Annotated in this window: 17 protein-coding genes and 2 pseudogenes; 12 read left to right on the forward strand and 7 right to left on the reverse strand. The window is 61.0% G+C overall.

The genetic code is table 11. The features are described 5' to 3' along the window. The first annotated feature begins 39 nt into the window (after positions 1 to 39). The gene (locus XANALMUS060_RS14215) at positions 40 to 2,145 is read left to right on the forward strand and encodes a phospholipase C, phosphocholine-specific (RefSeq protein ID WP_235430512.1); all 2,106 of its coding nucleotides are present in this window, start codon (positions 40 to 42) and stop codon (positions 2,143 to 2,145) included. Positions 2,146 to 2,421: 276 nt separating this feature from the next. Here XANALMUS060_RS14215 and XANALMUS060_RS14220 read toward each other — a convergent pair whose 3' ends face one another. Further along, positions 2,422 to 4,734 carry a TonB-dependent receptor gene (locus XANALMUS060_RS14220; protein ID WP_045738994.1) on the reverse strand — a complete coding sequence of 771 codons (2,313 nt, stop codon included), beginning with the start codon at positions 4,732 to 4,734 and terminating at the stop codon, positions 2,422 to 2,424. A 272-nt stretch (positions 4,735 to 5,006) separates the two neighbouring features. Here XANALMUS060_RS14220 and rimK point away from each other — a divergent pair, with 272 nt between their 5' ends. From rimK to XANALMUS060_RS14250, 5 genes and pseudogenes are all read left to right on the forward strand, one after another. Continuing rightward, complete coding sequence (rimK, locus tag XANALMUS060_RS14225) at positions 5,007 to 5,882, forward strand: 30S ribosomal protein S6--L-glutamate ligase (protein ID WP_045738995.1); 876 nt, start codon at positions 5,007 to 5,009, stop codon at positions 5,880 to 5,882. Between the two features lie 534 nt (positions 5,883 to 6,416). After that, complete coding sequence (locus XANALMUS060_RS14235; protein ID WP_045728928.1) at positions 6,417 to 7,094, forward strand: response regulator transcription factor; 678 nt, start codon at positions 6,417 to 6,419, stop codon at positions 7,092 to 7,094. Next, positions 7,087 to 7,407, forward strand: a pseudogene (locus XANALMUS060_RS14240) (two-component sensor histidine kinase); the annotation flags it as partial. The gene XANALMUS060_RS14235 and the pseudogene XANALMUS060_RS14240, both read left to right, overlap by 8 nt. Before the next feature lie 288 nt (positions 7,408 to 7,695). Then, positions 7,696 to 8,373 (forward strand): response regulator transcription factor, encoded by a 678-nt coding sequence (locus tag XANALMUS060_RS14245; protein ID WP_045728928.1) that lies wholly within the window; start codon positions 7,696 to 7,698, stop codon positions 8,371 to 8,373. After that, a complete protein-coding gene (locus XANALMUS060_RS14250) occupies positions 8,366 to 9,700 on the forward strand; it encodes a HAMP domain-containing sensor histidine kinase (protein WP_045727008.1) in 1,335 nt (444 codons plus the stop codon). Before XANALMUS060_RS14245 ends, XANALMUS060_RS14250 begins: the two co-directional genes overlap by 8 nt. Positions 9,701 to 9,766: 66 nt before the next feature. On the opposite strand, the gene coaE is transcribed toward XANALMUS060_RS14250, so the two are convergent. From coaE to XANALMUS060_RS14265, 3 genes are read right to left on the reverse strand one after another with little or no spacing between them, the layout of a single operon-like run. After that, complete coding sequence (coaE, locus tag XANALMUS060_RS14255; protein ID WP_045738998.1) at positions 9,767 to 10,390, reverse strand: dephospho-CoA kinase; 624 nt, start codon at positions 10,388 to 10,390, stop codon at positions 9,767 to 9,769. Positions 10,391 to 10,402: 12 nt separating this feature from the next. Beyond that, on the reverse strand, positions 10,403 to 11,266 hold the full coding sequence (locus XANALMUS060_RS14260) for an A24 family peptidase (protein ID WP_045738999.1): 864 nt from the start codon (positions 11,264 to 11,266) through the stop codon (positions 10,403 to 10,405). Between the two features lie 6 nt (positions 11,267 to 11,272). Continuing rightward, positions 11,273 to 12,544, reverse strand: coding sequence for a type II secretion system F family protein (locus tag XANALMUS060_RS14265; protein WP_045739000.1), 1,272 nt, complete (start codon positions 12,542 to 12,544; stop codon positions 11,273 to 11,275). Between the two features lie 358 nt (positions 12,545 to 12,902). Between XANALMUS060_RS14265 and XANALMUS060_RS18810 the strand changes: the two genes are divergently transcribed. Together XANALMUS060_RS18810 and pilB are read left to right on the forward strand one after the other, a co-directional pair. Then, entirely contained in the window at positions 12,903 to 13,343 is a 441-nt protein-coding gene (locus XANALMUS060_RS18810) for a pilin (RefSeq protein WP_045739001.1), read from the forward strand. A 240-nt stretch (positions 13,344 to 13,583) separates the two neighbouring features. Continuing rightward, entirely contained in the window at positions 13,584 to 15,311 is a 1,728-nt protein-coding gene (gene pilB / locus XANALMUS060_RS14275; protein ID WP_045739002.1) for a type IV-A pilus assembly ATPase PilB, read from the forward strand. Positions 15,312 to 15,458: 147 nt separating this feature from the next. Here pilB and XANALMUS060_RS14280 read toward each other — a convergent pair whose 3' ends face one another. Then, the gene (locus XANALMUS060_RS14280) at positions 15,459 to 16,847 is read right to left on the reverse strand and encodes a sigma-54 dependent transcriptional regulator (protein ID WP_045739003.1); all 1,389 of its coding nucleotides are present in this window, start codon (positions 16,845 to 16,847) and stop codon (positions 15,459 to 15,461) included. A gap of 92 nt (positions 16,848 to 16,939) precedes the next feature. Next, entirely contained in the window at positions 16,940 to 18,553 is a 1,614-nt protein-coding gene (locus XANALMUS060_RS14285; protein WP_045739004.1) for an ATP-binding protein, read from the reverse strand. 291 nt (positions 18,554 to 18,844) lie between these two features. Here XANALMUS060_RS14285 and sucC point away from each other — a divergent pair, with 291 nt between their 5' ends. Together sucC and sucD are read left to right on the forward strand one after the other, a co-directional pair. Next, positions 18,845 to 20,008: an ADP-forming succinate--CoA ligase subunit beta gene (sucC, locus tag XANALMUS060_RS14290; protein ID WP_045739005.1), complete on the forward strand. Its 1,164-nt coding sequence runs from the start codon at positions 18,845 to 18,847 to the stop codon at positions 20,006 to 20,008. A gap of 26 nt (positions 20,009 to 20,034) precedes the next feature. Next, positions 20,035 to 20,907, forward strand: coding sequence for a succinate--CoA ligase subunit alpha (gene sucD, locus XANALMUS060_RS14295; protein ID WP_045739006.1), 873 nt, complete (start codon positions 20,035 to 20,037; stop codon positions 20,905 to 20,907). Positions 20,908 to 21,170: 263 nt separating this feature from the next. Here sucD and XANALMUS060_RS14300 read toward each other — a convergent pair. Then, positions 21,171 to 21,728, reverse strand: a pseudogene (locus XANALMUS060_RS14300) (ABC transporter transmembrane domain-containing protein); the annotation flags it as partial. 575 nt (positions 21,729 to 22,303) lie between these two features. Between XANALMUS060_RS14300 and XANALMUS060_RS17610 the strand changes: the two are divergent. Then, positions 22,304 to 23,347, forward strand: coding sequence for a condensation domain-containing protein (locus tag XANALMUS060_RS17610; RefSeq protein ID WP_161795428.1), 1,044 nt, complete (start codon positions 22,304 to 22,306; stop codon positions 23,345 to 23,347). A 43-nt stretch (positions 23,348 to 23,390) separates the two neighbouring features. Then, positions 23,391 to 26,462, forward strand: coding sequence for an amino acid adenylation domain-containing protein (locus tag XANALMUS060_RS18820; RefSeq protein ID WP_255352379.1), 3,072 nt, complete (start codon positions 23,391 to 23,393; stop codon positions 26,460 to 26,462). Positions 26,463 to 26,605: the final 143 nt, after the last annotated feature.

Below are 26,605 nucleotides of genomic sequence, written 5' to 3' on the forward strand. Positions count from 1 at the left end.
CGCCGCCACTAGGCTGGCCGATGCCTGAGCGTTTGCTCGTTGTCGGTATGGGTTGCCGTGGTCGAATACAGCCGTCGTCGTTTCCTTGCGCGTGCGTCCCTGGCCCTGGGGGCCGGAGCGGCCATGCCGCTGTTGCCTGGAGCCATCCGCAGTGCGTTGGCGGTGCCGCCAGCGCGGGTCACCGGCACGTTGCAGGACGTGCAGCATGTGGTGATCCTCATGCAGGAGAACCGCTCCTTCGACCATTACTTCGGCTGCTTGCGCGGAGTGCGTGGTTATGGCGATCCACGGCCGTTGCGCCTGCCCAGTGGCCGGCCGGTCTGGTACCAACCCGAGCCGGGTGCTGCAGACCGCCACGTGCTGCCGTTTCGTCTCAACAGCCAGACCACCAGCGCACAGTGGATGAAGGATCTCAACCACGACTGGAAGGGCGCGCACGACACCTGGAAACATCACGATGCCTGGATCGCGCAGAAGAGCGCGATGAGCATGGGCCATTTCCAGCGCGAGGACTTGCCGTTCTACTACGCGCTGGCCGACGCCTTCACCATTTGCGACGGCTACCACGCCTCTTTGTTTGGTCCGACCAATCCCAACCGCATGTACATGTTCACCGGCACCAGCGGCCTGAGCGTCGGCAACGATGGCGAGCAGGCGGTGAACAATCGCGACGATGGCAACTGGACCGCGGATATGGCGCGCGACAATCCGCGCTTTCCCGGCTACACCTGGACCACCTACGCCGAACGCTTGCAGCAGGCCGGCATCCGTTGGCAGGTGTATCAGGAGTTCGACAACTACGGCGACAACAGTCACGCGTATTTCGCCAGCTTCCGCAACCTGGATCGTGCTTCGTCGTTGTACCGTCGCGGGCGTGCCTGGGCGCCGGGTTCCAGTGCCGACAACGCCAAGGCGTCGCGTGGCGAGCATCTGCTCGCCGCGTTCGCACGCGATGTGCGCGCCGGCACTTTGCCGCAGGTGTCCTGGATCGTCGCGCCGTACCTGCTCAGTGAGCATCCAGAATCCACGCCGGCGTATGGCCAATCGTTGAGCGCGCGTCTGCTGGAGATTCTGGCCGGATCGCCCGAGGTCTGGTCCAAGACGGTCTTCCTGATCAACTACGACGAGAACGATGGCTTCTTCGACCACGTGCCGCCGGCATTGCCGGCGATCCGTGCCGAGCTTGGGGCCAGCAATGTGGACCTGCACGGCGAGGACTATCACGGTGTTCCGGTTGGACTGGGGCCGCGCGTGCCGATGTTGGTGGTGTCGCCGTGGAGCCGCGGTGGCTGGGTGAATTCGCAGGTATTCGACCACACCTCGGTGATCCGCTTCCTGGAGCGTCGTTTCGGTGTCATGGAACCCAACATCAATCCCTGGCGTCGCGCGGTCGCTGGCGATCTGACTTCGACGTTGGACTTTGCCGGTCACGATGCGGCACCGGTCGCGTTGCCGCAAACCCGCGACTTCATCGCCCGCATCGATGCCACTGCGACGCTGCCGCCGCCGCAACGTCCTGCGCAGCAGGCGCTGCCGGTGCAGGAGCCGGGGCAGCGCCCGGCGCGCGCGCTGCCCTACGATGTCGATGTGCGCTTGCAGGTACAAGCGCATGCTCAGGTGTTACGCATGCGCAACCGGGGTGCCGCCGGCGTGGCGCTCAATGTCTATGCCGATGACGGTGTTGCCGGCCCCTGGTTCTACACCTTGGCCGCCGCTAGCGAGCTGCAGGACACGCGCGCGTGGCGCGGCGATGTCGCCGATGCCGGGTATGCGCTGCGCGTCCATGGCCCGAACGGTTTTCTGCGCGAGTTCCATGGCGACGGCCTCACCGATGCCGGTTTGCATGCCGAGATCGATTACGACGTCGCGGCACAATGTCTGCTGTTGGAGTTGGGCAATGCGGGCGCGCAGTCGAGCACGTTGCGGGTTCGTGATGGCTATCGGGATGGTGCGCAGCAAACCCATGTGCTGGCTCCGGGTGAGCGCCGCGTGCTGCGTTTCCCGTTGCAGGCGCAGCACCATTGGTACGACCTGCTGGTCACCAGCGAGGTCATGCCAGCGTGGCGGCGACGTTTGGCCGGACATATCGAAACCGGACATCCGAGCATGAGCGATCCGGCCATCGGGCGCGTTGCCGTCGCCTGACGCGTCGCTGGTGCGCGTGCGGCGTGGGCAGGGATGTCATGGCCGAGTTGTTTGCAATGTGTCAGTGCGTCTGCGTAAAAGCCTGGACGATGGACGATGATGCGGTGCCCGTGGTGGGCGTGGTGATCGTGTCGGTGCGTGTCGTGATTCGCAGGGCGATCGACATCGCGCAGTTGCAGTCGCATGTGTGCCGTCATCCGTCCCCATGCAAACGAAACGCCGCCGCTGCTTGCGCAACGGCGGCGGTATCGCCTTCCTTGGCGTTGTGCGTATCGCTTAGAACTTGCCGTTGAAGGTGACGAAGAGCTGCCTCGGTGCGCCGGCCATCAAGGTCTGGTTATAGCCATTGGGGTCGGAGACCACGTAGCCGTTGGTGCCGACGGTGGCGAAGTAGCGCTTGTCCAACAGATTGGTGACGTTGGCGCTCAGCCCCAGGTTCTGGAACATGCCGACTTGGCCGAAGTCGTAACCGACGCTCATGTCGAAGCGCCAGTAGCTGGGGACCGACGAATCGTTGAGGTAGCTGATGTAGCGGCGGCTGGTGTATTTGCCGTCCAGCGACGCATGCCAGCCGGCGTTCTCGTAGGCCAGGCTGCTGGAGAACATCCATTCGGGGATGCCGACCACGTGCTTGCCGGAGGTCGCCACCACGCCACCGTTGAGGTAGTCGTCCTGATAAGTGGAGTTGTCGTAAGACAGCGAGTTCAGCCAACGCAATTGCTCGATCGGACGCCAGATCACCGCCAGGTCAGCGCCCTGGCTGCGTACCGAACCGACGTTGTTGAGCGTGGCCGAGCAGGTCTGGATCGCGCTGCACGGCGAGGTCACCAGCAAGCGGTTGTCGAACATGGTGCGATACAGCGCCAGCGATGCTTCGACGCCGCCACCGCGCACGCGGTAGCCCATTTCATAGGTCTGCGCGGTTTCCGGTTTCAGCGATCCCTTGATGGCATTGAACGCGTTCTGCGATTCCTGGAACGGGGTGAAGCCGAAGCCGGCCATGTTCTTGTTGTAGGAGGCGTAGACCTCCTGGTGATCGTCGATCTTGAAGTTCGCGCCGACTTGCGGCAGCAAGTTCGAGTCTGCCTTGATCTGGCCAGCGGCGTTGGCCGTGGACGGCACCAACGAATGCGCGGTGGTGTCCACGATCAGTTTCTTGGCGCCGAAGTTCAGAGTCAGGCGTTCGTCGAGCAGGTGCAGCGTATCCTGCGCGTAGACCATGCGAGTGTCGGTGTCGTAGTGCTGGTCGAAGCCGCGCGCAAACGGCGTGCCGTGCTGGTTGAAGTAATACAGGTCGGTGAATGGACCATTGAGCAGGAAGTAATTGCGTTCCTGCACGGTCTTGGCGTTTTGGTACCAGCCGCCGATCTCGATCTCGTTGCCGCTCACGGTGAAGTTGAGCGAGCCGGTGACACCGCGTCGGTTGAGATGGTAGTCGGTGGTGCGCATCGATAGCGGGATGGTCGCCGAGGACGCCGCGTACGGCGTGGTCCATTGGCCTTCGCCATTGTTGTTATGCGTATAGCCGGTGAGGTTTAGCGTGGCGCTGCCGCCCAGGTTGAAACTACCGCTGAGCGCGGCCAGGTTGTCGCGGCGCAGGCCGGCGCCGGAGTAATAGGACGCATCGGCCTTGTCGTAGTCGGCAGGCAGGCCATTGAGTGAAGCCGGGTAGCTGCCCTGGCCGTTGAGCGCGTTGGCGATCTGCACGGCGCTGTTCCAGTCCGGCATCAGGTAGTCCCAGTTCCAGCCAAGCACTTTTTGCGAGGTCAGCGACAAATCCATGATGTCGTATTCCTTGCGGTGCGAGCTGTCCAGGAACAGGCTGACCCGGTTGCCGTCGCCCCACTGGTACAGCGCCTTGGCGTTGGCCTGGTTGTATTCGTTATTGCCGTAGCCTTTCCATTTGTCTGCTTCGCCGTGTACCACCGAGGTGTACAGCGAGAACCCATGGAGGTCGCCGGTGTCGCCACGCAGGTAGGTGCGGCGGGTACTGTCCGAGCCGATGGTCTGGCTGAAGCGGATGCCGGCCTCGGCGTCTGGATCGGCGGAGAAGTAACGCACGGTGCCGCCGAGATTACTGCTCGACGCGGTGCCCAGCGCGCCAGCGCCCTGCGCCAGTTCCACCGATGCCACGTTTTCGGAGATGATCGCGCGAGTCACTTGCAGGCCGTCGGTGACCCCGTAGCTCATGTTGCCCAGCGGTAACCCGTCCAGGGTGAAGCCCAGGCGGCTCTGGTCGAAACCGTGCAGGCTGATCGCGGTGGACCACTCGTAGGCACCCCAGGCGTCGGCCGACTGGAACTGCACGCCGGGGAGCTTGTCCAGCACCTTCAGTGCGCTGGTGCCGGGCGTGGAAATTTGGATGTCCTGGCGGGTGATGCGCTGCACCTGGCGGGTGGTGCCGGTGGAGGCGACCGTGATCGCATCGAGCATCTTCGCATCGCTGCCGCTGTCCACGTTGGTGGAGGCATCTGCGGTGGCGGTGGCTGGTGCTGGCGCGGTATCTGCAAGCGCGGCGAAAGCCGGCAGAGCGGACGCGACGGCGAGCACCAGCGCATGCGGGCGCAAGGATCGGGAAGTGGACAGCATCGAGAGTCACCAATCATGTAGGGAAAGACGTGCCGGACTTGTTGCGTGATGCGCGGGCAGCCCGTGCCATGCCGACATACGGCTGGCAGCTTACGGTGAACGGATTCTGTGAACGTTTCGGGACCGTTCTGTGTCGCCTTCAGGACAGCGGGCGAAGGTCAGTGGACGAGGGCGGCCGATGCTGCGTGTCCTGGCTGCGCCCTGGTTGCGGCGGTCACAGTGTTGTCGGCGCGACGTTATGATGCCCGGCCTGCCACTGTCACCGCGCCTCGATGAAGCTCGCCATTCTGTCCCGCAACAGTAAGCTGTACTCGACGCGGCGTCTGGTCGAGGCTGGGCGCGAGCGCGGGCACACGGTGCGGGTGTTGGATCCATTACGTTGCTACATGCGTATCGCGCCGGGCGCCTTCACCATGCACTACAAAGGCAAGCCGATCACCGGCTACGACGCGGTGATCCCGCGCCTGGGCAATTCCGTGACCCGCTATGGCACCGCCGTGTTGCGGCAACTGGAAATGATGGGGGTGCGTACTCCCAATCCATCCGATGCGATCTTGCGCGCACGCGACAAGTTGCGTGCGCACCAGTTGTTGGCTGCCAAGGGCATCGACATGCCGATGACCGTGTTTGGCGACAACCCCGACGACACCGGCGATCTGCTCTCCATGCTGGGGCCCCCGCCGCACGTGGTGAAGTTGAACGAAGGTACCCAGGGCACCGGGGTGATCCTGACCGAAAAGGCCAGCGCCTCGCGGGGGGTGGTCGAGGCGTTGCGCGGGTTGTACGCCAATTTCCTGGTGCAGGAATTCATCGCCGAGGCCGAGGGTGCCGATCTGCGCTGTTTCGTGGTGGGCGATCAGGTCGTGGCCGCGATGCGTCGGACCGCGCCGGAAGGCGACTTCCGTTCCAACCTGCATCTAGGCGGCACGGCCGAGCGCTACAGTCCCAGCCGCAGCGAACAGGAGGTCGCGGTCCGCTCGGCCAAGGCACTGGGGCTTGGGGTGGCCGGGGTCGATCTGATCCGCTCGCAGCGGGGGCCGCTGGTTCTTGAGATCAATTCCACGCCGGGCCTGGAGGGCATCGAATCGGTGTGCGGACGGGATATCGCCGACAAGATCATCGCGCATCTCGAAGTTGAAATTAGTTAATAGAATCAATAATTTATCTTGATTTGTGATCATCATTTCTGACTTAACGCCGGTTTAATTCCGTGCTGCGTATGCTTCCCCTTACCGCAGCTCTGCCCTCCTCAGCAGGAACGGTAATCGGGATAGATACTTTTGGCCCAGGTGGCATCGTCCCCTGGGCCTTTTTCTTGGGCGCGATCGGCGTGTAGTGGCATTGGGTGCGGTCATGCCTGCGGCGCGCGACGACAGTGCGACCGGACTGGAGGCATTTGAGGTGCCTGGAGAGGGTGGTTCGGCAGGCGAGGCCAGTGCCCGTGGAGCGATGCCGGAGATGAAAGGTGAGGCGCTCATGAACGTGAACGAAGCGTTCGCGCGGGAACTCCGTACAATCGGGCTGAGTGTTTGAGCGCGACCAATGTGGTGTGCGCTGCGGCTTCGTTGCGCCTCACCACGCAATGCACAGGCTGCGGCGCAACGCCGTCGCGAGAACGAGGGTGCGCCGGACGTGATGTAGCGCAATCCAAATGGCAAGTACGACTGACGGGGTAAATGTTGGTGCGAATTTTAGTGATCGAAGACAACAGCGACATCGCCGCCAATCTGGGCGATTACCTCGAAGACCGTGGCCACACCGTCGATTTCGCCGCCGACGGCGTCACCGGCCTGCATCTGGCAGTGGTACACGAGTTCGATGCGATCGTGCTCGACCTCAATCTGCCCGGCATGGATGGCATCGAAGTCTGCCGCAAGCTGCGCAACGAAGCGCGCAAGCAAACCCCGGTGCTGATGCTCACCGCCCGCGATTCGCTGGACAACAAGCTCGCCGGTTTCGATTCCGGTGCCGACGACTACCTGATCAAGCCGTTCGCGCTGCAGGAAGTGGAAGTACGGCTCAATGCGCTGTCGCGGCGTGGAAAAGGGGTACACACCCGAGTCCTGGTGACAGGCGATCTGGAGTACAACCTGGACACGTTGGAAGTGCGACGCCAGAGCAAGCTGTTGCAGCTCAATCCCACCGCGTTGAAGATCCTGCAGGCATTGATGGAAGCTTCTCCCGCCGTGGTCACCCGGCAGGAGCTGGAAACCCGGGTGTGGGGCGAGGAACTGCCGGATTCTGACTCCTTGCGTGTGCACATCCACGGCCTGCGTGCGGTAGTGGACAAGCCGTTCGGCGTGCCGATGATCCAGACCCGTCACGGCATCGGCTACCGCATCGCCGCGCCCGATGCCTGAAGCCGGTGTGTTGCCTCGGGTGATGCGGCGGCACGGGCGTTACCGTCGCCGCCTCCGCAGCCGCATCATTCTGTCCTTCGTCCTGTTGGGTTTCTGCCTGACGGCGCTGTTCGCGTTCGCCACCATTTGGGCGCGTGAGCGGGTGGAGAATCAACTGGTCGAAGTGGTGTTGAACCGCAATATCGACGAATATTCGCACCGTTTCTTCTCCGACCCGTCCAAAAATCCCGATCTGCCGGTGCAGCAGATGGTCGGCCGGGTGGTCAAGAGCGACCGTTTCGAGGCGCTCAGGCGCGAGCAGCCGGAGTGGTACAACTGAGGTGCCTGGAGAGGGTGGTTCGGCAGGCGAGGCCAGTGCCCGTGGAGCGATGCCGGAGATGAAAGGTGAGGCGCTCATGAACGTGAACGAAGCGTTCGCGCGGGAACTCCGTACAATCGGGCTGAGTGTTTGAGCGCGACCAATGTGGTGTGCGCTGCGGCTTCGTTGCGCCTCACCACGCAATGCACAGGCTGCGGCGCAACGCCGTCGCGAGAACGAGGGTGCGCCGGACGTGATGTAGCGCAATCCAAATGGCAAGTACGACTGACGGGGTAAATGTTGGTGCGAATTTTAGTGATCGAAGACAACAGCGACATCGCCGCCAATCTGGGCGATTACCTCGAAGACCGTGGCCACACCGTCGATTTCGCCGCCGACGGCGTCACCGGCCTGCATCTGGCAGTGGTACACGAGTTCGATGCGATCGTGCTCGACCTCAATCTGCCCGGCATGGATGGCATCGAAGTCTGCCGCAAGCTGCGCAACGAAGCGCGCAAGCAAACCCCGGTGCTGATGCTCACCGCCCGCGATTCGCTGGACAACAAGCTCGCCGGTTTCGATTCCGGTGCCGACGACTACCTGATCAAGCCGTTCGCGCTGCAGGAAGTGGAAGTACGGCTCAATGCGCTGTCGCGGCGTGGAAAAGGGGTACACACCCGAGTCCTGGTGACAGGCGATCTGGAGTACAACCTGGACACGTTGGAAGTGCGACGCCAGAGCAAGCTGTTGCAGCTCAATCCCACCGCGTTGAAGATCCTGCAGGCATTGATGGAAGCTTCTCCCGCCGTGGTCACCCGGCAGGAGCTGGAAACCCGGGTGTGGGGCGAGGAACTGCCGGATTCTGACTCCTTGCGTGTGCACATCCACGGCCTGCGTGCGGTAGTGGACAAGCCGTTCGGCGTGCCGATGATCCAGACCCGTCACGGCATCGGCTACCGCATCGCCGCGCCCGATGCCTGAAGCCGGTGTGTTGCCTCGGGTGATGCGGCGGCACGGGCGTTACCGTCGCCGCCTCCGCAGCCGCATCATTCTGTCCTTCGTCCTGTTGGGTTTCTGCCTGACGGCGCTGTTCGCGTTCGCCACCATTTGGGCGCGTGAGCGGGTGGAGAATCAACTGGTCGAAGTGGTGTTGAACCGCAATATCGACGAATATTCGCACCGTTTCTTCTCCGACCCGTCCAAAAATCCCGATCTGCCGGTGCAGCAGATGGTCGGCCGGGTGGTCAAGAGCGACCGTTTCGAGGCGCTCAGGCGCGAGCAGCCGGAGTGGTACAACTTCTCTGACGGCATCCATCCTGTGTCCGGTCGCGACGAGACCGGCAAAGCGTTCGCCTACAAAGTGGCAGTGCGCAAGACGCCGAACGTGTGGTTCTTCCTCGCCTACGATATGACCCAGACGATCCAGGGCGAGGTGCAGCTCAAGCGCACCCTGATCCTGTCCGTGCTGGTGTTCAGCGCGCTGTCGCTGGTGATCGGCTGGTGGTCGGCGTCGCGGGTGATGCGTCCGGTGTCGGATCTGGCCGCACGCTTGCGCGCCTATCGCGGTAGCAGCGATCCCAAGCCGTTGGCGCCGCACTTCCCCGACGACGAGGTCGGCCAGTTGGCCGAGGCGCTGGACAATTACTCGGCGCGCTTGACTGAAGTGGTGCAGCGCGACCGTGAGTTCAACGCCGACGTCAGCCATGAACTGCGGACTCCGTTGGCGGTGATCCGTGGCGCCACGGAGCTGCTGTTGACCCGTCCCAATCTCGACGACAAGGTGTTGCAACGGCTGCAGCGTATCCAGCGTGCCGAACAGCAGTGCAGCGACTTGATCGGTTCGTTGTTGCTGTTGTCGCGCAACGAACGCGGGCAGGGGCATAGCAACGTCGCCAAGGTCGCCGAGCAACTGATCGAGTCGCATCGGGCTCAATTGGGCGGTAAACCACTGCAGTTGCTGCTGGAGGGCGAGCGTGGGTTGACCATCGATGCGCCCGAGTCGGCGCTCTCGGTGGCGCTGGGCAATCTGATCGGCAACGCGGTCAAGTACACCCAGGAAGGCCAGGTGCTGGTGCGGGTGTTGAGCGATGCGGTGCAGGTGATCGACTCCGGTCCCGGTCTCAGCGAGGAGGACGCCGCCAAGTTATTCCAGCGCGGCTATCGCGGCACTCACGCGGGTCATTCGCAGGGCGGCGGCATCGGCCTGTCGATCGTCAGCCGTTTGTGCGATCTGTATGGCTGGCAGGTCAATGTGCGCCCGGGCGCCGTCAAGGGCGTGGTCGCGACGTTGTGGTTCAAGCCGGCGTAACACGGTGATAGGCCGGTGGCTGCTGTTGCAGTCACGAACGGCCATATAGCGCAGCGCGGGCTGCTTCTATCGTGCCGCCTTGATCGCCGCCAATGCCCGGTATCGCCGATCCAGTGCGTCCACGGCCTCCTGCAACTGTGCCGCCGCGCCGTCGTTGACCACCACGTCGTCGGCAATCGCCAGCCGCGCCGCGCGGGTAGCCTGCGCGGCCAGCATCCGTTGGGCCAGATCGGCGGTGATGCCATCGCGCTGGGTCAGCCGCGTGTGCTGTAACGCTTCGGGCGCATCCACCAGCAGGATCCGGTCCAGCCAGGGGTAGGCCGTGCGCGCGCCCACCTCGGTCAGCAAGGGAATGGCGGCGATGGCATATGGGCCATCGGCTTCGCGACAGGTTTGCTGCAACAGCAGGCGAATGGCCGGATGGGTGATCGCTTCGAGGTCGCGCCGCGCGGCCGCATCGGCGAAGATCCGTTCGCGCAAGGCGGCGCGGTCGAGTTGCCCATCCTCGCGCAGAAGCTGCGGGCCGAACCGCGCCACGATCTGCGCCAGCGCCGGCTGACCGGGGGCGACCACGGCGCGCGCGGCCACGTCGGCGTCGGCGACGACAATGCCCTTGGCTTCGAAGTGGCGGCCGAGTTCGCTCTTGCCCGAGGCGACGCCACCGGTCAGGCCGACGATGAACTCAGTCAAGCCGCCGCCCCGTCAACGCAGCCCGGACCAGTGCAGGTAGGTGTCCACAATCTGCCTTCCCCAGAAGAAGGTGATCCACCCGGCGATCGCCAGATAGGGGCCGAACGGGATCGGCGTCGCCCGGTCGCGGCCCTTGGCCGCGAGCCAGGCCGAGCCCAGGATCGCGCCCACCAGCGAGGAGATCATGATGACCGGCAGGATGCCCTTCAGCCCGCACCAGGCGCCGATGGCGGCCAGCAGCTTGAAGTCGCCATGGCCCATGCCCTCCTTGCCGGTGATCTGCTTGAACAGCCACCACACTGACCACAGCGACACATAGCCGACCGCCGCGCCGAGCAGAGCTGGTTTGGCCGGCATGTACAGATTGTCCATACTGCCGATCAGGCCCAGCCACATCAGCGGCAAGGTCAGTTGGTCCGGCAGCAGGCGGGTGCGCAGATCGATCCCCGACAACGCGACCAGGAAGCAACTGAGCACGATGGCGCCGAAGCCCTGCCAGCCGAAGCCGAAGCGCCACACGCTGGCGACCACCAGCAGGCTGGTCAACAACTCCACCAGCGGATACTGGACCGAAATCGGGGTATGGCAATGCCGGCATTTGCCGCGCAGGGCCAGCCAACTGAACAGCGGAATGTTCTCGAACCAAGCCAGCCGGTGCTTGCACTGCGGGCAGTGCGACGGTTCCACCACGATGCCGGGGGGCGGTGGATCGTAGAGGTCCGGCAGCTCCAGGATTTCGCGCGAATCGCGCTTCCATTGCCACTCCATGCGCTTGGGCAGGCGCAGGATCACCACGTTGAGAAAACTGCCCAGCAGCAGGCCCAGCCCCGCCGCGGCCGGGTAGCCCAGGCCGGGGTGTTGATCGAGAAATGCCATTGCGCCTTATCCCACCACCGAGGCCAGCTTGAAGATCGGTAGATACATGCCGATAACCATGCCGCCGACGATGGTGCCGATGAACACCATGATCAGCGGTTCCATCAGGCTGCTCAGGGCATCGACCGCATTGTTGACCTCCTGTTCGAAGTATTCGGCTACCTTGAACAGCATCGCGTCCAGCGCGCCGGCTTCCTCGCCGATGCCGGTCATCTGGATCACCATGTGCGGAAACAGATTGGTCTGTTTCATCGCCACGTTCACCGGGTAGCCGACCGAGACGTCGTCGCGCATGCGCAGCACCGACTTTTCGTAGACGCTGTTGCCGGTGGCACCGGCGACGATATCCAGCGCTTCCACCAGCGGCACGCCGGCGCGGAAGGTCACCGCCAGGGTGCGCGAGAAGCGCGCCACCGAACTGTTATGCATGATCTGGCCGATGATCGGCACCTTCAGTATCAGCCGGTCCATGCCATGTTGCATCGCCGGCGAGCGTTTGTAGGCGAAGGTGAAGCCAACGATGCTGCCGATCACCACGATCAGCATCATCCACCAATACGCCACCATGAAGCGCGAGGCCGTCACGATCATCTGGGTGAAGGCTGGCAGTTCCGCGCCGAAGCCCTTGAACACGTCCTCGAACTGCGGCACCACCCACACCAGTAGGATCGAACTGACGATCAGCGCGACGGCCATCACCATCGCTGGATAGAACAGCGCCTTCTTGATTTTGCCCTTCAGCGCTTCGATGTTCTCTTTGTAAGTGGCTACCGTTTCCAGCACGGTTTCGAGCACGCCGGCGCCTTCGCCAGCCTTGACCAGGTTGCGATACAGCTCGTCGAATTGCACCGGATGCCGGCTGATCGCTTCGTAGAGCGAGGAGCCGCCTTCGATATCGGTGCGGATCTGCTCGACCATCTTTTTCATGCGCGGGTTCTTATGCCCGCTGCCGATGATCTCCAGTGACCCCACGATGGGCACGCCCGACTTCATCATCGTTGCCATTTGCCGGCTGAAGAAAGCGATGTCCTTGGGAGAGACCTTGCTGCCCGCCGCGCCGAACAAGGGCTTGGGCTTGGGTTTGACCACGGTGGGGGTGATCCCCTGGCGACGCAGTTCCGCGCGCAACAGGTTGGCGTTCTTGGCCGTCTGCTCGCCCTTCATCTTGACGCCGCGCTTGTCTTTACCCTCCCAGACGAACTGCACTTGCTGGCTGGTAGCGCGCGCGACCGGTTGTTTTTTGACTGCGCTCTTGACTGCGCTGCGAGTTGCGGACATCAGGTCGTCTCCCCCGTCCGGCCATCCCCGGGCGGACATGAGCCGCATGGTATCGGTTTCCGTGGCGTCTGGCATCCGTGTGCTGCTGGACGTCGCTATTTATTGCCAAGTGACGCAGCGCGTCAGTTCTTGCCCCTGTGCGGCGTCCTGCCCATCCTGTCGCGGATCGCGATCTTGGCTACTTCCCGTTTGCCCTAATAGGGCATCATAGTGTCCGGGGAGTCATGCGGCGAAGTGCGAAAAGTTGGCACGCAGTCTGCTTGGATCCTTGTACGTGGCGCTTCGCCGCGGCGCTCGGGGAGAACGCTCCGCGGGCGAGTGCCTACACACTAATTACGCCATACTCTAGGGGTTTGTTATGAAGAAGCAGCAGGGCTTTACCCTGATCGAATTGATGATCGTGATCGCGATCATTGCCATTTTGGCTGCCATTGCATTGCCGGCTTATCAAAATTATGTTGTTAAGGCTCGTGTTAGTGAAGCACTTGTCGCTGCGGACGGACTCAAGCCTGTGGTAAGCGAAAACGCGGCTGCTGGTGCAGCGACTTTAAATAATAATTGGACTGCTCCTACTAAAGCTACTCCTAATGTTGCAGCTGTGGCTATCGACCCCAATACTGGAGCTATAACTGTTACTACAACTGCCGCAGCAGGTGGTGGCAATGTCATACTGACTCCTTCTTCTGCTGGTGCAGCTCTGGCGGCTGGTACGATGCCAGCTGAGAGTATTGTCTGGACTTGCACTAGCACAATTGCAGCCAAGTACCTGCCTGCTAATTGTACTAGTACTGCAAAGTAATAGTTGTAAATATATGTTTCAATAAAGGCCCTTGACTACAAGGGCCTTTATTATTTCTGGAATTGACGGATGTTTGTGAGGTGTTGGGGTTTCAAGCTTTACATGGAAATTAATGGGGTTAATTTAATTCCGGATTAATATTGGAATTTTCTCTTGGGGGTGTATTTGGGGTTGCTATGGTGGCATTTGGTTGATGGTGTACATTTACCTTGGTTAGTGACTTGATAGATGGGGCCCAATATGAGTGCTTTGACTTCCGCCAATCTCGTCGGCATCACCGGCATCGCCCGCCGTCTCGTTCAGGATGGGGTCCTGGAAGAGGCCGCGGCACGGACCGCCATGGCCCAGGCGAGCGAGGCCCGGGTCCCGCTGCCGCAATGGTTCGCCGAGAAGAAGCTGGTCACCGCCGCGCAGTTGGCCGCCGCCAATGCGGTGGAATTCGGTGTGCCGTTGCTGGATGCCTCGGTGTTCGACGCCAGCCAGAACGCGATGAAGCTGGTCAGCGAGGAACTGCTGCACAAGCACCAGGTACTGCCGCTGTTCAAGCGCGGTAGCCGTCTGTTCGTGGGCATCAGCAATCCCACCCAGACCCGCGCGCTGGACGACATCAAGTTCCATACCAATCTCACGGTGGAGCCGATCCTGGTCGACGAGGACCAGATCCGCCGCACGCTGGAGCAGTGGCATTCCAGCAACGATGTGCTCGGCAGTGCGTTGGGTGGCGACGACGAGGGCATGGACAACCTCGATGTGGGCGGCGACGAGGACGGCAACGGCGACACCACCATGGACGCCAAGAGCGAAGACACACCGGTGGTGAAGTTCGTCAACAAGGTGCTTGTCGATGCGATCCGCCGCGGTGCTTCTGATATCCATTTCGAGCCCTACGAGGACGATTACCGGGTGCGCCTGCGCATCGATGGCCTGCTCAAGAACGTGGCCAAGGCGCCGGTCAAGCTCAATCAGCGCATCGCCGCACGCTTGAAGGTGATGGCGCAGTTGGACATCGCCGAGAAGCGCGTGCCGCAGGACGGACGCATCAAGCTCAACCTGTCCAAGAACAAGCAGATCGACTTCCGCGTCAGCACGCTGCCGACCTTGTTCGGTGAGAAGATCGTGCTGCGTATTCTCGACGGCAGTGCGGCCAAGTTGGGCATCGACAAGCTCGGCTACGAGCCGGAACAGCAGCAGTTGTTCCTGGACGCGATCCACAAGCCCTACGGCATGGTGCTGGTGACCGGCCCAACCGGCTCGGGCAAGACAGTCTCGCTGTATACCGCGCTGGGCATTCTCAATGACGAAACCCGCAACATCTCCACTGCCGAGGACCCGGTGGAAATCCGTCTGCCTGGCGTCAACCAGGTACAGCAGAACAACAAGCGCGGCATGACCTTCGCCGCGGCCTTGCGCTCGTTCCTGCGCCAGGACCCGGACATCATCATGGTCGGCGAAATCCGCGACCTGGAGACCGCCGAGATCGCGATCAAGGCCGCGCAGACCGGTCACATGGTGCTGTCCACCTTGCACACCAACGATGCGCCGCAGACCATCGCGCGTCTGATGAACATGGGCATCGCGCCCTACAACATCACCAGTTCGGTGACCCTGGTGATCGCGCAGCGCCTGGCGCGGCGGCTGTGCAACAACTGCAAACGCCCGGTCAAATTGCCGGAGAAGGCGTTGCTGGCCGAAGGCTTCACCGAAGCGGACATCGCCGCGGGTGTTCAGTTGTACGAGCCGGTCGGTTGCGAAGAATGCACCGAAGGCTACAAGGGCCGCACCGGCATCTATCAGGTGATGCCGATGAACGACGAGATCGCCGCGATCGTGCTGCAGGGCGGCAACGCGATGGATATCGCCACTGCCGCGCAGAAGATCGGAGTCAAGGATCTGCGCCAATCGGCCTTGCTCAAAGCGCGCAACGGCATCACCAGTCTGGCCGAGATCAATCGCGTCACCAAGGATTGATGCGCAGTGGGGCGGTGCGCGACAGTGCGCCGCTCCGACCTCTTATTTGCCCAACATGGGTTGCACGTCTGTGATGCCTGATGGCGTCGATGACAACGCGCGGCGTCGTGTCGATGCTGTTGTGTTGCGAGGATCGGCTCGCTGGGTCTATTCCATGCCCAGCTTTTTCAGTTTGTAGCGCAGCGCGCGGAAGGTGATGCCGAGTTGCGCGGCAGTGCGGGTCTTGTTCCAGCGGTTTTCTTCCAGCGCTTTTTGGATCGCCGCACGTTCGAGTTGCTCGATATAGGAGGGCAGCGCCGAGGAACCGGGGTCGATGTCGACCACGCCGGGCGGCAGTGCTGGGGCGGCTTCGGCCGCCGCCCGGGCGCTGTTGCCGGGCTGTGGCAAGCGCAGGTCGGCGACATCGATCTGATCGTCGTCGGCCATTGCCAGGGCGCGTTCGAGGATGTTCTCCAATTCGCGCACATTGCCGGGGAAGGCATAGCCGCTCAGGGCATCCAGTGCTGGGGATGAGAGTAACGGGGGCGGGCGGCCATGGCTCTTGGCCAGCCGCGACAGGATCGCTGCGGCCAGGTGCGGCAGGTCGTCGGCGCGCTCGCGCAGCGGTGGCACGCGTAGTTCGATCACGTTGATGCGGTAGTACAGGTCGTGGCGGAAGCGGCCCTCGGCGACCAAGTCGGCCAGATCCCGATGTGTGGCCGAGAGGATGCGCACGTCCACAGGCACTTCGGTGGCGGCACCGACCGGGCGCACCGATTTTTCCTGGATCGCGCGCAGCAACTTGACCTGCATCGGCAATGGCAACTCGGCCACTTCGTCCAGGAACAAGGTGCCGCCGTGCGCGGCTTGGAACAGGCCGGCTTGGTCGGCATGCGCGCCGGTGAAACTGCCTTTTTTATGGCCGAAGAACTCGCTTTCCATCAATTCGGCCGGGATCGCGCCGCAGTTCACCGGGACGAACGGGCCGGCCGCGCGCCCGCCTTGTTCGTGGATGGTGCGGGCCACCAGCTCCTTCCCCACGCCCGATTCGCCAAGGATATAGACCGGCGCCTGGTTGCGCGCCACCTTGGCGATGGTGGTACGCAGCGCCTCCATCGCCGCCGATGCGCCGAGCAGGCGGTTGGCATGTTCGGGCGCCGGGGCGGGTGCGGCGACGCGCGTTGCGTTGTTGAGCTCCAGCGCGTGCTTGACCAGGCCGCGCAGAATCTGGATATCGACTGGCTTGCTGACGAAGTCGAACGCGCCGGCCTTCAGCGCCTCCACCGCCAGATCCATGCTGCCGAAGGCGGTGATCATCGCCACCGGTGTGCGCGGGTGATGCTTGGCAATCTCGCTGACCAGTTCGATGCCGTTGCCGTCGGGCAGGCGCATATCGGTGATGCACAGGTCGTAGCGATTGCTCGCCAGTAATTCGCGCGCCTCGGCCAAATTGGCGGCGGTGCTGATGCGCAGGCCCATCCTGCCCAGGGTCAGGACCAGTAGCTCGCGGATGTCGCGCTCGTCGTCGACGATCAGGGCGCTTCGTGTTTCGTTCATGCGTAAAAAGAGTGTTGATGGTGGAGGTAGAGCGAGTCCGCCAATTTAGCGGCGTTGGTGGTGTGCTGGCGAAGCGATTCTCACCTTTCCTTTCACCGTGCCAGCATCGCGTGCGGTCCTGGCAGTGCGACGCGAAAGCAGGCACCTCCGGCTGGGACCGGAACGTACTCCAGGCGCGCTTGGTTGGCCCGGCACAGTTCGCGGGCGATATACAGGCCCAGTCCAGTGCCGTGCTCGCTGGTGGTGAAGAACGGGCGGAACAGTTGTGCCGCCACTGTCTCGGGAATGCCGGGGCCTCGGTCCATCACGTCGACGATGGCATTGCGTTCCTGCATGCACACGCGCAGCCGCACCCGTGCCGGTTCCTCCATCACCCGGCCGTATTTGAGCGCGTTGTGTACCAGCGCACTGAGGATTTGATGCAGATGCTTGGGGTCGACCAACGCATGCACGGGTTGCTGCGGGAGGATCGCCTCGATGCTGTCGGTTTCGATGGACAGGCTTTGTTGATAGTCCAGCACGAAGCGGCGCAAGAATGCGCCCAGGTCAAGATTCTCCGGATTGGAGCGCTCGCGTCGGGCCAAGCCCAACACACTCTCGACAATGCCGTTGGTGCGCTGGCACTGCTGATGGATGATCTGCAGCAGGCGGCGGTCGGCATCGTCGATTGCCGTGGATTCCTCCAATAACTGCGAGGCGTAGTTGATGGCCGCCAGTGGATTACGGATTTCGTGGGCCAGGCTCGCCGAGAAGCGGCCCATGGCCGACAGGGTCAGCGATTCGGCGCGTCGCGAGACCACTGTGGCGTCGTCGAGAAACACCAGTGTGAGTTCGCCTTCGGCCAACAACCGGGCGAAGCGTGGCTGTACTTCCGGCTGGTCCGGGGAGAGTTGTAGTGGACTTTCCTCGTGGTTGGAGCCATTGCGCCAGCGTTGCAGGCGACGCGCCAACTCCGGCGCGGCACTGAGCAGGTTGAGTCGGCCGTTATCGCTGTGACTGTCGTGATCACCGAGCAGGAACGAGGCTGCCTCGTTAACTAGCGTGACGCGATTCTGGCCGTCGACCACCAATACGCCTGTGCGCATGCGGCGGATGATCAGCTCGTTGATTTCGTAGAGGTTCGCCACCTCCGCACCGCGCTGTTCTGCCAGACTCTGATTGATGCGCGCGCGTCGCCCGATGCGATTGCAGAAGTAGGCCACCGCAAGGTAGCTGGTGGCGAACATCGCCAATTCGGCCAGGCTGCGGCTGTTGTTGCCGCTATCCAGGATGGTCCACAGATATTCCGCCAGTAGCGCCACAGAGGCGGTCAGCGCGATCGCCATGCTCCAGCGCAAGCGCAACATCATGGCGGCGGCGGCGATATTGAACAGCAGCATCATGGCGATGCCGGCGCTGGCGCTGGGCAGCGCATGCGCGGCCACGGTCGCCGCGACGATATCGATGAAGGTGCTGAAACAAACGATTCGGGTCAGATAGCGTTCGTTACGTCCCCATAGCAACAGCGCCATTGCCACGACGACATAGAGCGTGGCCAGTTCCTCGGCCAGTTGCGGGAAACGCGGCTCGCCGATCAGTGTGCTGAGTGGGCTGAACACCAATGCCGCGATCAACCCCGACACCAGGGTCCGGTACAACGCAAAAAAATACAGTTCGCGGCGGGGGATGGACTTGATGCGATCGATGAGCGAGGCGCTGGTGGCCAAGCTGGACTCCAGACGGGCGGTGGACGGCGCGAGTATAGGGTGTCGCTGCCGTGGCCGATGGCAGAGGGCGCAGGCTTCGGGATGGCGATCCCGTCGTCGTGGTGCGGGCGGGCCAGCCCGACGGATGGCGCAATCGCATGCGTGGCGCTAGGCCGGTGGGCGGCGGCGCACTGGCGCTTTTGCGCCGCCGCCCAGGGTCGGCGACAATAGGCGTCCCGTCCGTACCGTCTCCGGCTGCCATTCAGGCTCCGGGTCGCTGCGGGACGGTCGTTCCTTCTCCCACGGTGACGCATGAATTTCCACGAATACCAGGCGAAACAACTGTTTGCCAACTACGGCATCCCGGTTCCGGCCGGACGCATCGCGTCCACGCCCGAAGAAGCCGTCGAAGCGGCCAATGCCTTGGGCGATGGCCCCTGGATGGTCAAGGCTCAGATCCATGCGGGCGGCCGCGGCAAAGCCGGCGGCGTGAAGTTCTGCAAGACCACCGACGATGTCAAAGCCGCTGCGGCCAAGATGCTCGGCACCAAGATGGCCACCTACCAGTCTGCGGGCGTGGCGCTGCCGGTCAATCTGGTGCTGGTGACCACCGCTGGCGAGATTGTCAAGGAACTGTACCTGTCGCTGCTGGTTGATCGCGATCAGAAGTCGATCACGTATATCGTCTCCAGCGAAGGCGGCGTGGACATCGAGGAAGTCGCCGCCACCACGCCCGAGAAGATCCACACCCTCGTGGTCGACTACGCCGAAGGCGTGCAGCCCTACCAGGGCCGCGAAATCGGCTTCAAGATGGGGTTGACCGCCAAGCAGGCCAATCAGTTGGCCAACATCATGGGCGGGCTGTACGCGCTGTTCAACGACAAGGATCTGTCGCTGGTGGAACTGAACCCGCTGGCGATTCTGGACGACCAGAACCTCTACGCGCTGGATGGCAAGGTCAACTCCGATGACAACGCCACCTTCCGCCGCAAGGACCTTGCCGCCATGCGCGACACAACGCAGGAAGACGAGACCGAGGTGAAGGCCAGCGAGCACGACCTCAACTACGTCACCATGGACGGCAACATCGGCTGCATGGTCAACGGCGCGGGTCTGGCGATGGCCACGATGGATGTGATCGCGCTCAACGGCGGTGCGCCGGCCAACTTCCTCGACGTGGGCGGCGGTGCCACCAAGGAACGCGTGACCGAGGCGTTCAAGCTCATTCTGTCCAGCGACAAGGTCAAGGCCATTTTCGTCAACATCTTCGGCGGCATCGTCCGCTGCGACATGATTGCCGAGGGCATCATCGCGGCGGTCAAGGAAGTGGACGTCAAGGTGCCGGTGGTGGTGCGTCTGGAAGGCACCAATGTGGAAGCGGGCAAGAAGCTGCTGGCCGACTCCGGCCTGGCCATCACTCCCGCCGACGACATCAACGACGGTGCCAAGAAGGCCGTCGCTGCGGTCGCCGCCTGAACCCTCCACGAGACTTAGGAAGAATCATGTCTGTTTTGATCAACAAGAAGACGAAGGTCATCGTGCAGGGCTTCACCGGCCAGCAGGGCACCTTCCACGCCACCCAGATGGTGGAATACGGCACCCAGGTCGTCGGCGGCGTGACCCCCGGCAAGGGTGGCAGCACCCACATTGGCCTGCCGGTGTTCAACACCGTGCGCGAAGCGGTCCAGAGCACCGGCGCCGACGCCTCGGTGATCTACGTGCCGCCGCCGTTCGCGGCCGACGCGATCTTGGAAGCCGCAGCGGCCGGCATCAAGGTCATCGTCTGCATCACCGAGGGCATCCCGGTGCTGGACATGCTGCGGGTCAAGAACGTGCTGAAGCAGCATCCGGACGTTGTGCTGGTCGGCCCGAACTGCCCTGGCATCATCACTCCGGGCGAGTGCAAGATCGGCATCATGCCCGGCCATATTCACCAGAAGGGCAAGATCGGCATCGTCTCGCGTTCTGGCACGCTGACCTATGAAGCGGTCAAGCAGACCACCGCTGCCGGCCTGGGCCAGTCCACCGTCATCGGCATCGGCGGCGACCCGATCAACGGCCTGAACTTCGTCGACTGCCTCAAGCTGTTCAACGAAGATCCGCAGACCGAAGGCATCATCATGGTCGGCGAAATCGGCGGTGCCGCCGAGGAAGCTGGTGCCGCGTACATCAAGCAGTACGTCAACAAGCCGGTGGTCGGTTTCATCGCCGGTGCTTCCGCACCGAAGGGCAAGCGCATGGGCCATGCCGGCGCGATTGCCTCCGGCGGTTCGGGTACGGCTGAAGGCAAGTTCGCGGCGATGGAAGCCGCTGGCGTCAAGACCGTGCGTTCTCCTGGTGATCTGGGCGCTGCGATTGCTTCGCTGGTGAAATAAGTCGCCACTGCTGTGTCGTCGTCGCAAACCGATTGCGGCGACGGTGCGGTAACGATTTCGGAAAGGCCTCGCGTATGCGAGGCCTTTTTCGTTTGTGTGACCCCTCCTGAATTGGGTTGACACCTTTTCCCTTTGGAAGAGGAATGTTCAATGAAATCAGCAATCAGGCGGAGGGGTTCGTACCTGAAGGCACTGACGCAGTTGTGCATCGTGCACCTGGTGCGAGCCAGCCTACGCTACGTCAACGCCAAGGACAGCAAGGCGATGATGGCCACCGATTCCCCTGGCGCAATTGTGAAACAGCAGTCCTTGACCACCCATGGCTCGCCGTCGGCGTAGCAAAACGACAGCCCTTCCACTTCGATGCGTGGCTTGGCGGGTGGTAGTGCGTGCGATTGTGCATGATGCTCCTCCGGTGGAGTCAACACGATATCGGCCAGCCGCTCGCCATGCAGGCGCAACATGCGGAACTCGATCCATTTATCGATCAACCCGCTCACGCGTATCGCGAACTGGCCCTTGTAGGCCAGGTAGGCTAGGTAGGCCAGGTAGGCGAGCAGCATGCCGACCGAAAATACGTTATCCAGTGCTAACCGGGTGCCGATCCAGATCACCGCGATGCGCTCCAGGCCGAACACCAACTGGCTGGCCGTGCTGGAGCCCAGGGACATCCGCGCCAGTTTCACGTCCTGATTGACGGTGTCGTTGAGCAAGTTCTCGTAAGTGGAACGGCGCACCGATTCTTCACCGGCCACTTTCAAGCTTTGCATGCCGCGCAGCGATTCCAGCAAATGCGTCTGTTGCTTGGCCGCGGCCACTAAGGAAGTTCTGATCAACGCGGCCGGAAGATGAAGCAAGCCACATCGACTGAGCTGAGGGCGCTCAGATCCTCGGTTTTTCGCTGTTTCCTGCGTATTTCAGGCGTATTGCCTGGGTGACAGGCACATCTTCCCTGCAACAGGCATTAACTGTTTGCACTCTTTATCCTCCGGCCGCGTTTCCTTAGCGATGGTGGTTCGAACATGGCTAGCTTGCATTCCAGGGCAATGCCGCTGGAGCAAGCACCTGCAAGCAGCGTAACTGATGATCCAGTATCTATAGTCGGGGACATCGATTGGGTCTTTGCCTGCCAAAAGGTACGCAAAGCGATGCGCTGAATGCCATCGGCATTGCCGCTGGTTAGAAAAATTCCTAACTATGTGCAAGTTAACATTTTTATATTCGTGAATTTGCCTCGTTACTCTGGTGCAGGTAGGGGGGCTGCGGTATCTTAGTTTCTTTGTCTGCCAAAATGGGCTATTAAAAAATTATTAAAAGGTGGCTTTGGCCATCGATAGAAGTTCGTATTTTAAAAGAAATTCAACTTTACGAGCATGGAATGGAAGGAGTCGAACTGATGGCTACGATGACTGATTGCAAAACTAATCATGATGGTGAAAATGATGACGCCTGGTTTCCATTGTCTGCAAATCAGCGCGCTTTATGGTTTTTGTACAAGCTGCAACCGGAGTTGCAGGGGAATTACAACATCAGTTTTTTCGCGCGTCTTTTGGGTGAAGTTGATCTTGATCTATTCGATCAGGCGATTGCGGAGCTGACAAGGCGTCATGCGATGTTACGCACGCGTTTTCGTGAGGTAGGTCAAGAGCCAGAGCAAAAAAGCGAGCCTTTTGCTCGGACGCAAATTCAAGTGATAGATGTGTCTGAACTTGATCCATCGGCTCTTGATGTTATGGTAAAAAAAGATGCCATTCGGCCTTTCGATCTCACGCTTGCTCCATTATTTAGAGTCGGTATTTATCGCATAAATGCGCAGGAAAGCGTTATTTTGATGGCGTTCAATCATCTTGTGGTGGATGGTTGGTCGTTTTGGCGTTTGATTGAAGAGCTTGGCGTTATTATGAGGGGGTATGTAAATATTGCGCCATCGCATCCGGTGGCCTTCTGTGAGAGTGTCCCGGAATTGTGTTATTTCGATTATGTTCTCTGGCAACGTGAATGGCTGAATGGGGATGGAGGGAGAGGGCAGTTTTCTTATTGGGAGAATCTTCTTTCTGATGAAATTCCATCCTTGAATTTTACAGCAAGTAAACCGCGTGCGTTGTTTCATGTGAAGCAGCGCGATGCTATTTACTTGGCTTTAGACATGGAGTTGTCTAGGAAGTTGAATGACCTTTCAGGTCGATGTCATGTCTCGATTTACGTGGTTTTGTTGGCAGCGTATTTCATTTTTCTGCGTCGGATTACGGGTCAGGATAATTTCCATGTTGGATCGCCGATGCCGGCTCGTGGTAGAAAGAAATGGTCTGATGTTGTCGGGCCTTTCTTTAATCAGGTCGTCTTGCGGGCTGATTTCGATACTGGCCTTACCGTCGTGGAGCTACTGCGCAGAGTGCGTAGTCGTGTCAGACGTGCAATGGAGAATCAAGATTTTCTTTAATCAGGTCGTCTTGCGGGCTGATTTCGATACTGGCCTTACCGTCGTGGAGCTACTGCGCAGAGTGCGTAGTCGTGTCAGACGTGCAATGGAGAATCAAGATTTTCCGTTTTGTGAGCTTGTCGAACGGCTTAATCCTCATCGTGAGGAAAGTCGTTCGCCGTTTTTTCAGGCTATGTTCGTATTTCAAAATCCACGTGAATTTGGCGATGCCTTGAATGTTTTGGTTGGCGATGATGAGATCGCGCCTGTTTCTTGGGGTGGTTTGCATCTCGCTCACTTTTGTCATCCTCCGATTGCTGGTGCTGCAGCACTTGACCTTGTACTAGAAGCTGTGAAATGTGAGGGGAAGATAGGTTTTGTTCTGGATTTTGATTCATCACTTTTCGAGCGTTCGACGCTGGAGCGGTGGATGGGGCATTGGCGCCATCTATTGAATGCAATGGTGGCCGAGGGTGCTGAATATCAGGCGGTGGATCGTTTGCCGTTGCTGGACGAGGTCGAGCGCCATCAGATGCTGAGGCAGTGGAATGCGACAGCAACGGATTATCCGCGTAATGCCTGTGTGCATGAGTTATTCGAGGCCCAAGTGGCGCGCGATCCAGCGGCCATCGCGGTAGTACAGGACGAGCTGTCGCTGACGTATGGCGAGTTGAATCAACGTGCCAACCGGTTGGCGCATTACCTGCGCGGGCTGGGCGTTGGCCCGGACGAGCGCGTGGCGATCTGCGTGCAGCGTAGTGTGGAGATGGTGGTCGCGTTGCTCGCGGTACTGAAGGCCGGCGGTGCGTATGTGCCGCTTGATCCAGCTTATCCACCAGAGCGACTGGCCTACATGCTCGCCGATTGCGGCGCGATGGCGGTGCTGACGCAGACCGCAAGTCGTCGCTTGATCGAGGAGCGTGCCGCCTTGGCCGTTATTGTCGATTTGCAGGCCGATAGCGAGCGCTGGGCACACTTGCCCGATAGTAATCCGGACCGCAATGCCATTAGTCTCACTGCGCGGCATCTAGCCTATGTGATCTATACATCGGGATCGACCGGAACGCCTAAAGGTGTGATGATCGAGCATCGCGGGTGTGTCAACTTATATCATCACTATGCCATTGGCTATTTAAGGCGTGGCGATAAGGTGTTGGTTGTTTCTTCTTTTTCTTTTGATTTGACGCTTAAGAATATTATTTCGCCATTATTTGTTGGCTGTACTGTCGTGTTGGCACCGCCAGGTGTGATGGTCGGATCCAGTATTCTCGACCTTCTTCAGACGACTGGCGCTGCATTGATAAATTGTGCGCCAAGTCAGTTGTATGGTGTCTTGGAGGGTGGGGAGTCGATAAGTGAGAAATTTTCGCTGGATAAGCTTCGTTATATCGTACTTGGTGGGGAAAAAATAAAAGGAAATCGTCTTTCTTCTTGGATTTCAGGAGGAGAGAAGTATGTATTTGTAAATAGCTATGGGCCAGCCGAAATTACAGACGTTGCTGTCGATGGCGTTATCAAGGATATTTTTGCATCGGAGGGGATGCCAATCGGTCGTCCGATACCCAATGCGCGCATTTACATTCTCGATGCACACGGTGCCCCGGTTCCTGTTGGAGTGGTGGGTGAGTTGTATATCGGAGGCGATGGTGTGGGGCGCGGGTATCTCAATCGCGACGATTTGACTGCCGAGCGCTTCCTGGCGGATCCGTTTAGTGAGGAGCCGATGGCGCGGATGTATCGCAGTGGCGATCTGGGTTGCTGGCGTGCCGACGGCACGATCGATTTTGTCGAACGTAACGATGACCAAGTTAAAATCCGTGGTGTCCGCATCGAATTGGGCGAGATCGAGGCACGCTTGAGCGCGCATGCGGATGTGCGCGAGTGCGTGGTGGTGGCGCTGGAGGATGCCACGGGCAGCGATAAGCGTCTGGTGGCGTATTGGGTCGGTGCCGAGTGTGCGACGTCCGAACATCTGAGCGTGGAGGTATTGCGTAGCTGGCTGTCCGCCGCGCTGCCGGACTACATGGTGCCGGCGGCGTATGTGCAGTTGGATCGTCTGCCGCTGACCCCGAACGGCAAGCTGGATCGGAAGGCGTTACCCGCACCGGATGCCGCAGCCTATGCGGCGCGTGCGTATGAAGCGCCACAGGGCGCGATTGAACAAACCATCGCCGCGGGCGATCTGGTGCGATCTATTGGGTCTAGAGAGCATCTGGTGCGATCTATTGGGTCTAGAGAGCATCGCGGGCGGCAGGACAACTTCTTCGCGCTCGGTGGACATTCGCTGCTGGCGGTGCGGGTCGGCAGGACAACTTCTTCGCGCTCGGTGGACATTCGCTGCTGGCGGTGCGGGTCGCAATCGCGTGTGCGCAAGGAATTGGGTGTCGAGATTGGCGTGGCCGAGCTGTTTACGCATGCGACGTTGCAAGACCTTGCCGCTTGTGTGGCGTCCTCGTCCAGCGCGATCTTGCCGCCGATCGTGCCGCTGGAGCCGGATGCACCGCGGGTGCTGTCGCGTGTGCGCAAGGAATTGGGTGTCGAGATTGGCGTGGCCGAGCTGTTTACGCATGCGACGTTGCAAGACCTTGCCGCTTGTGTGGCGTCCTCGTCCAGCGCGATCTTGCCGCCGATCGTGCCGCTGGAGCCGGATGCACCGCGGGTGCTGTCGTTTGCGCAGCAACGGCTCTGGTTCCTGTCGGTCGCAGTTCGAGGGCGTCAGCCAAGCGTATCACGTCAGTGGTGGCCTGCGCTTGCGTGGGGCATTGGATACGCAGGCGTTGCAGCGTGCATTGGACCGTATCGTGGCCCGACATGCGTCGCTGCGCACGACTATCACGTCAGTGGTGGCCTGCGCTTGCGTGGGGCATTGGATACGCAGGCGTTGCAGCGTGCATTGGACCGTATCGTGGCCCGACATGCGTCGCTGCGCACGACCTTCGTGCTGGTCGATGGGCAGACGTTGCAGCACATTTCTGCTGAGGACATTGGCTTCCATCGGATCGATCACGATCTGCGCGATGTATCCGAACGCGAGACGATGCTGCAGCAACTATCTATTGGCCGAGGAGGCACAGGCACCATTTACGCTGGAGCATGGCCCGCTCATCCGTGGTCGGCTGATACGCCTTGCCGATGACGAGTCCGTCCTCTTCGTCACGATGCACCACATCGTGTCGGACGGGTGGTCGATGGGGGTTTTGATCAACGAGTTGAGTGCGCTGTATCGGGCGTTCGCACGTGGCGAAGCCGATCCGCTGGCACCGTTGCCGATCCAGTACG

Source organism: Xanthomonas sp. MUS 060 (genome assembly GCF_000963215.1).
Classification (GTDB): domain Bacteria; phylum Pseudomonadota; class Gammaproteobacteria; order Xanthomonadales; family Xanthomonadaceae; genus Xanthomonas_A.

What these genes read in the sequence shown, in the direction of transcription:
- sucD (WP_045739006.1), top strand. Translation starts at nt 20,035, where the DNA reads ATGTCTGTTTTGATCAACAAGAAGACGAAGGTCATCGTGCAGGGCTTC.
- pilB (WP_045739002.1), top strand. Translation starts at nt 13,584, where the DNA reads ATGAGTGCTTTGACTTCCGCCAATCTCGTCGGCATCACCGGCATCGCC.
- XANALMUS060_RS17610 (WP_161795428.1), top strand. Translation starts at nt 22,304, where the DNA reads ATGGCTACGATGACTGATTGCAAAACTAATCATGATGGTGAAAATGAT.
- XANALMUS060_RS14260 (WP_045738999.1), bottom strand. Translation starts at nt 11,266, where the DNA reads ATGGCATTTCTCGATCAACACCCCGGCCTGGGCTACCCGGCCGCGGCG.
- rimK (WP_045738995.1), top strand. Translation starts at nt 5,007, where the DNA reads ATGAAGCTCGCCATTCTGTCCCGCAACAGTAAGCTGTACTCGACGCGG.
- XANALMUS060_RS18810 (WP_045739001.1), top strand. Translation starts at nt 12,903, where the DNA reads ATGAAGAAGCAGCAGGGCTTTACCCTGATCGAATTGATGATCGTGATC.
- sucC (WP_045739005.1), top strand. Translation starts at nt 18,845, where the DNA reads ATGAATTTCCACGAATACCAGGCGAAACAACTGTTTGCCAACTACGGC.
- XANALMUS060_RS14220 (WP_045738994.1), bottom strand. Translation starts at nt 4,734, where the DNA reads ATGCTGTCCACTTCCCGATCCTTGCGCCCGCATGCGCTGGTGCTCGCC.
- XANALMUS060_RS14280 (WP_045739003.1), bottom strand. Translation starts at nt 16,847, where the DNA reads ATGAACGAAACACGAAGCGCCCTGATCGTCGACGACGAGCGCGACATC.
- XANALMUS060_RS14265 (WP_045739000.1), bottom strand. Translation starts at nt 12,544, where the DNA reads ATGTCCGCAACTCGCAGCGCAGTCAAGAGCGCAGTCAAAAAACAACCG.
- XANALMUS060_RS14250 (WP_045727008.1), top strand. Translation starts at nt 8,366, where the DNA reads ATGCCTGAAGCCGGTGTGTTGCCTCGGGTGATGCGGCGGCACGGGCGT.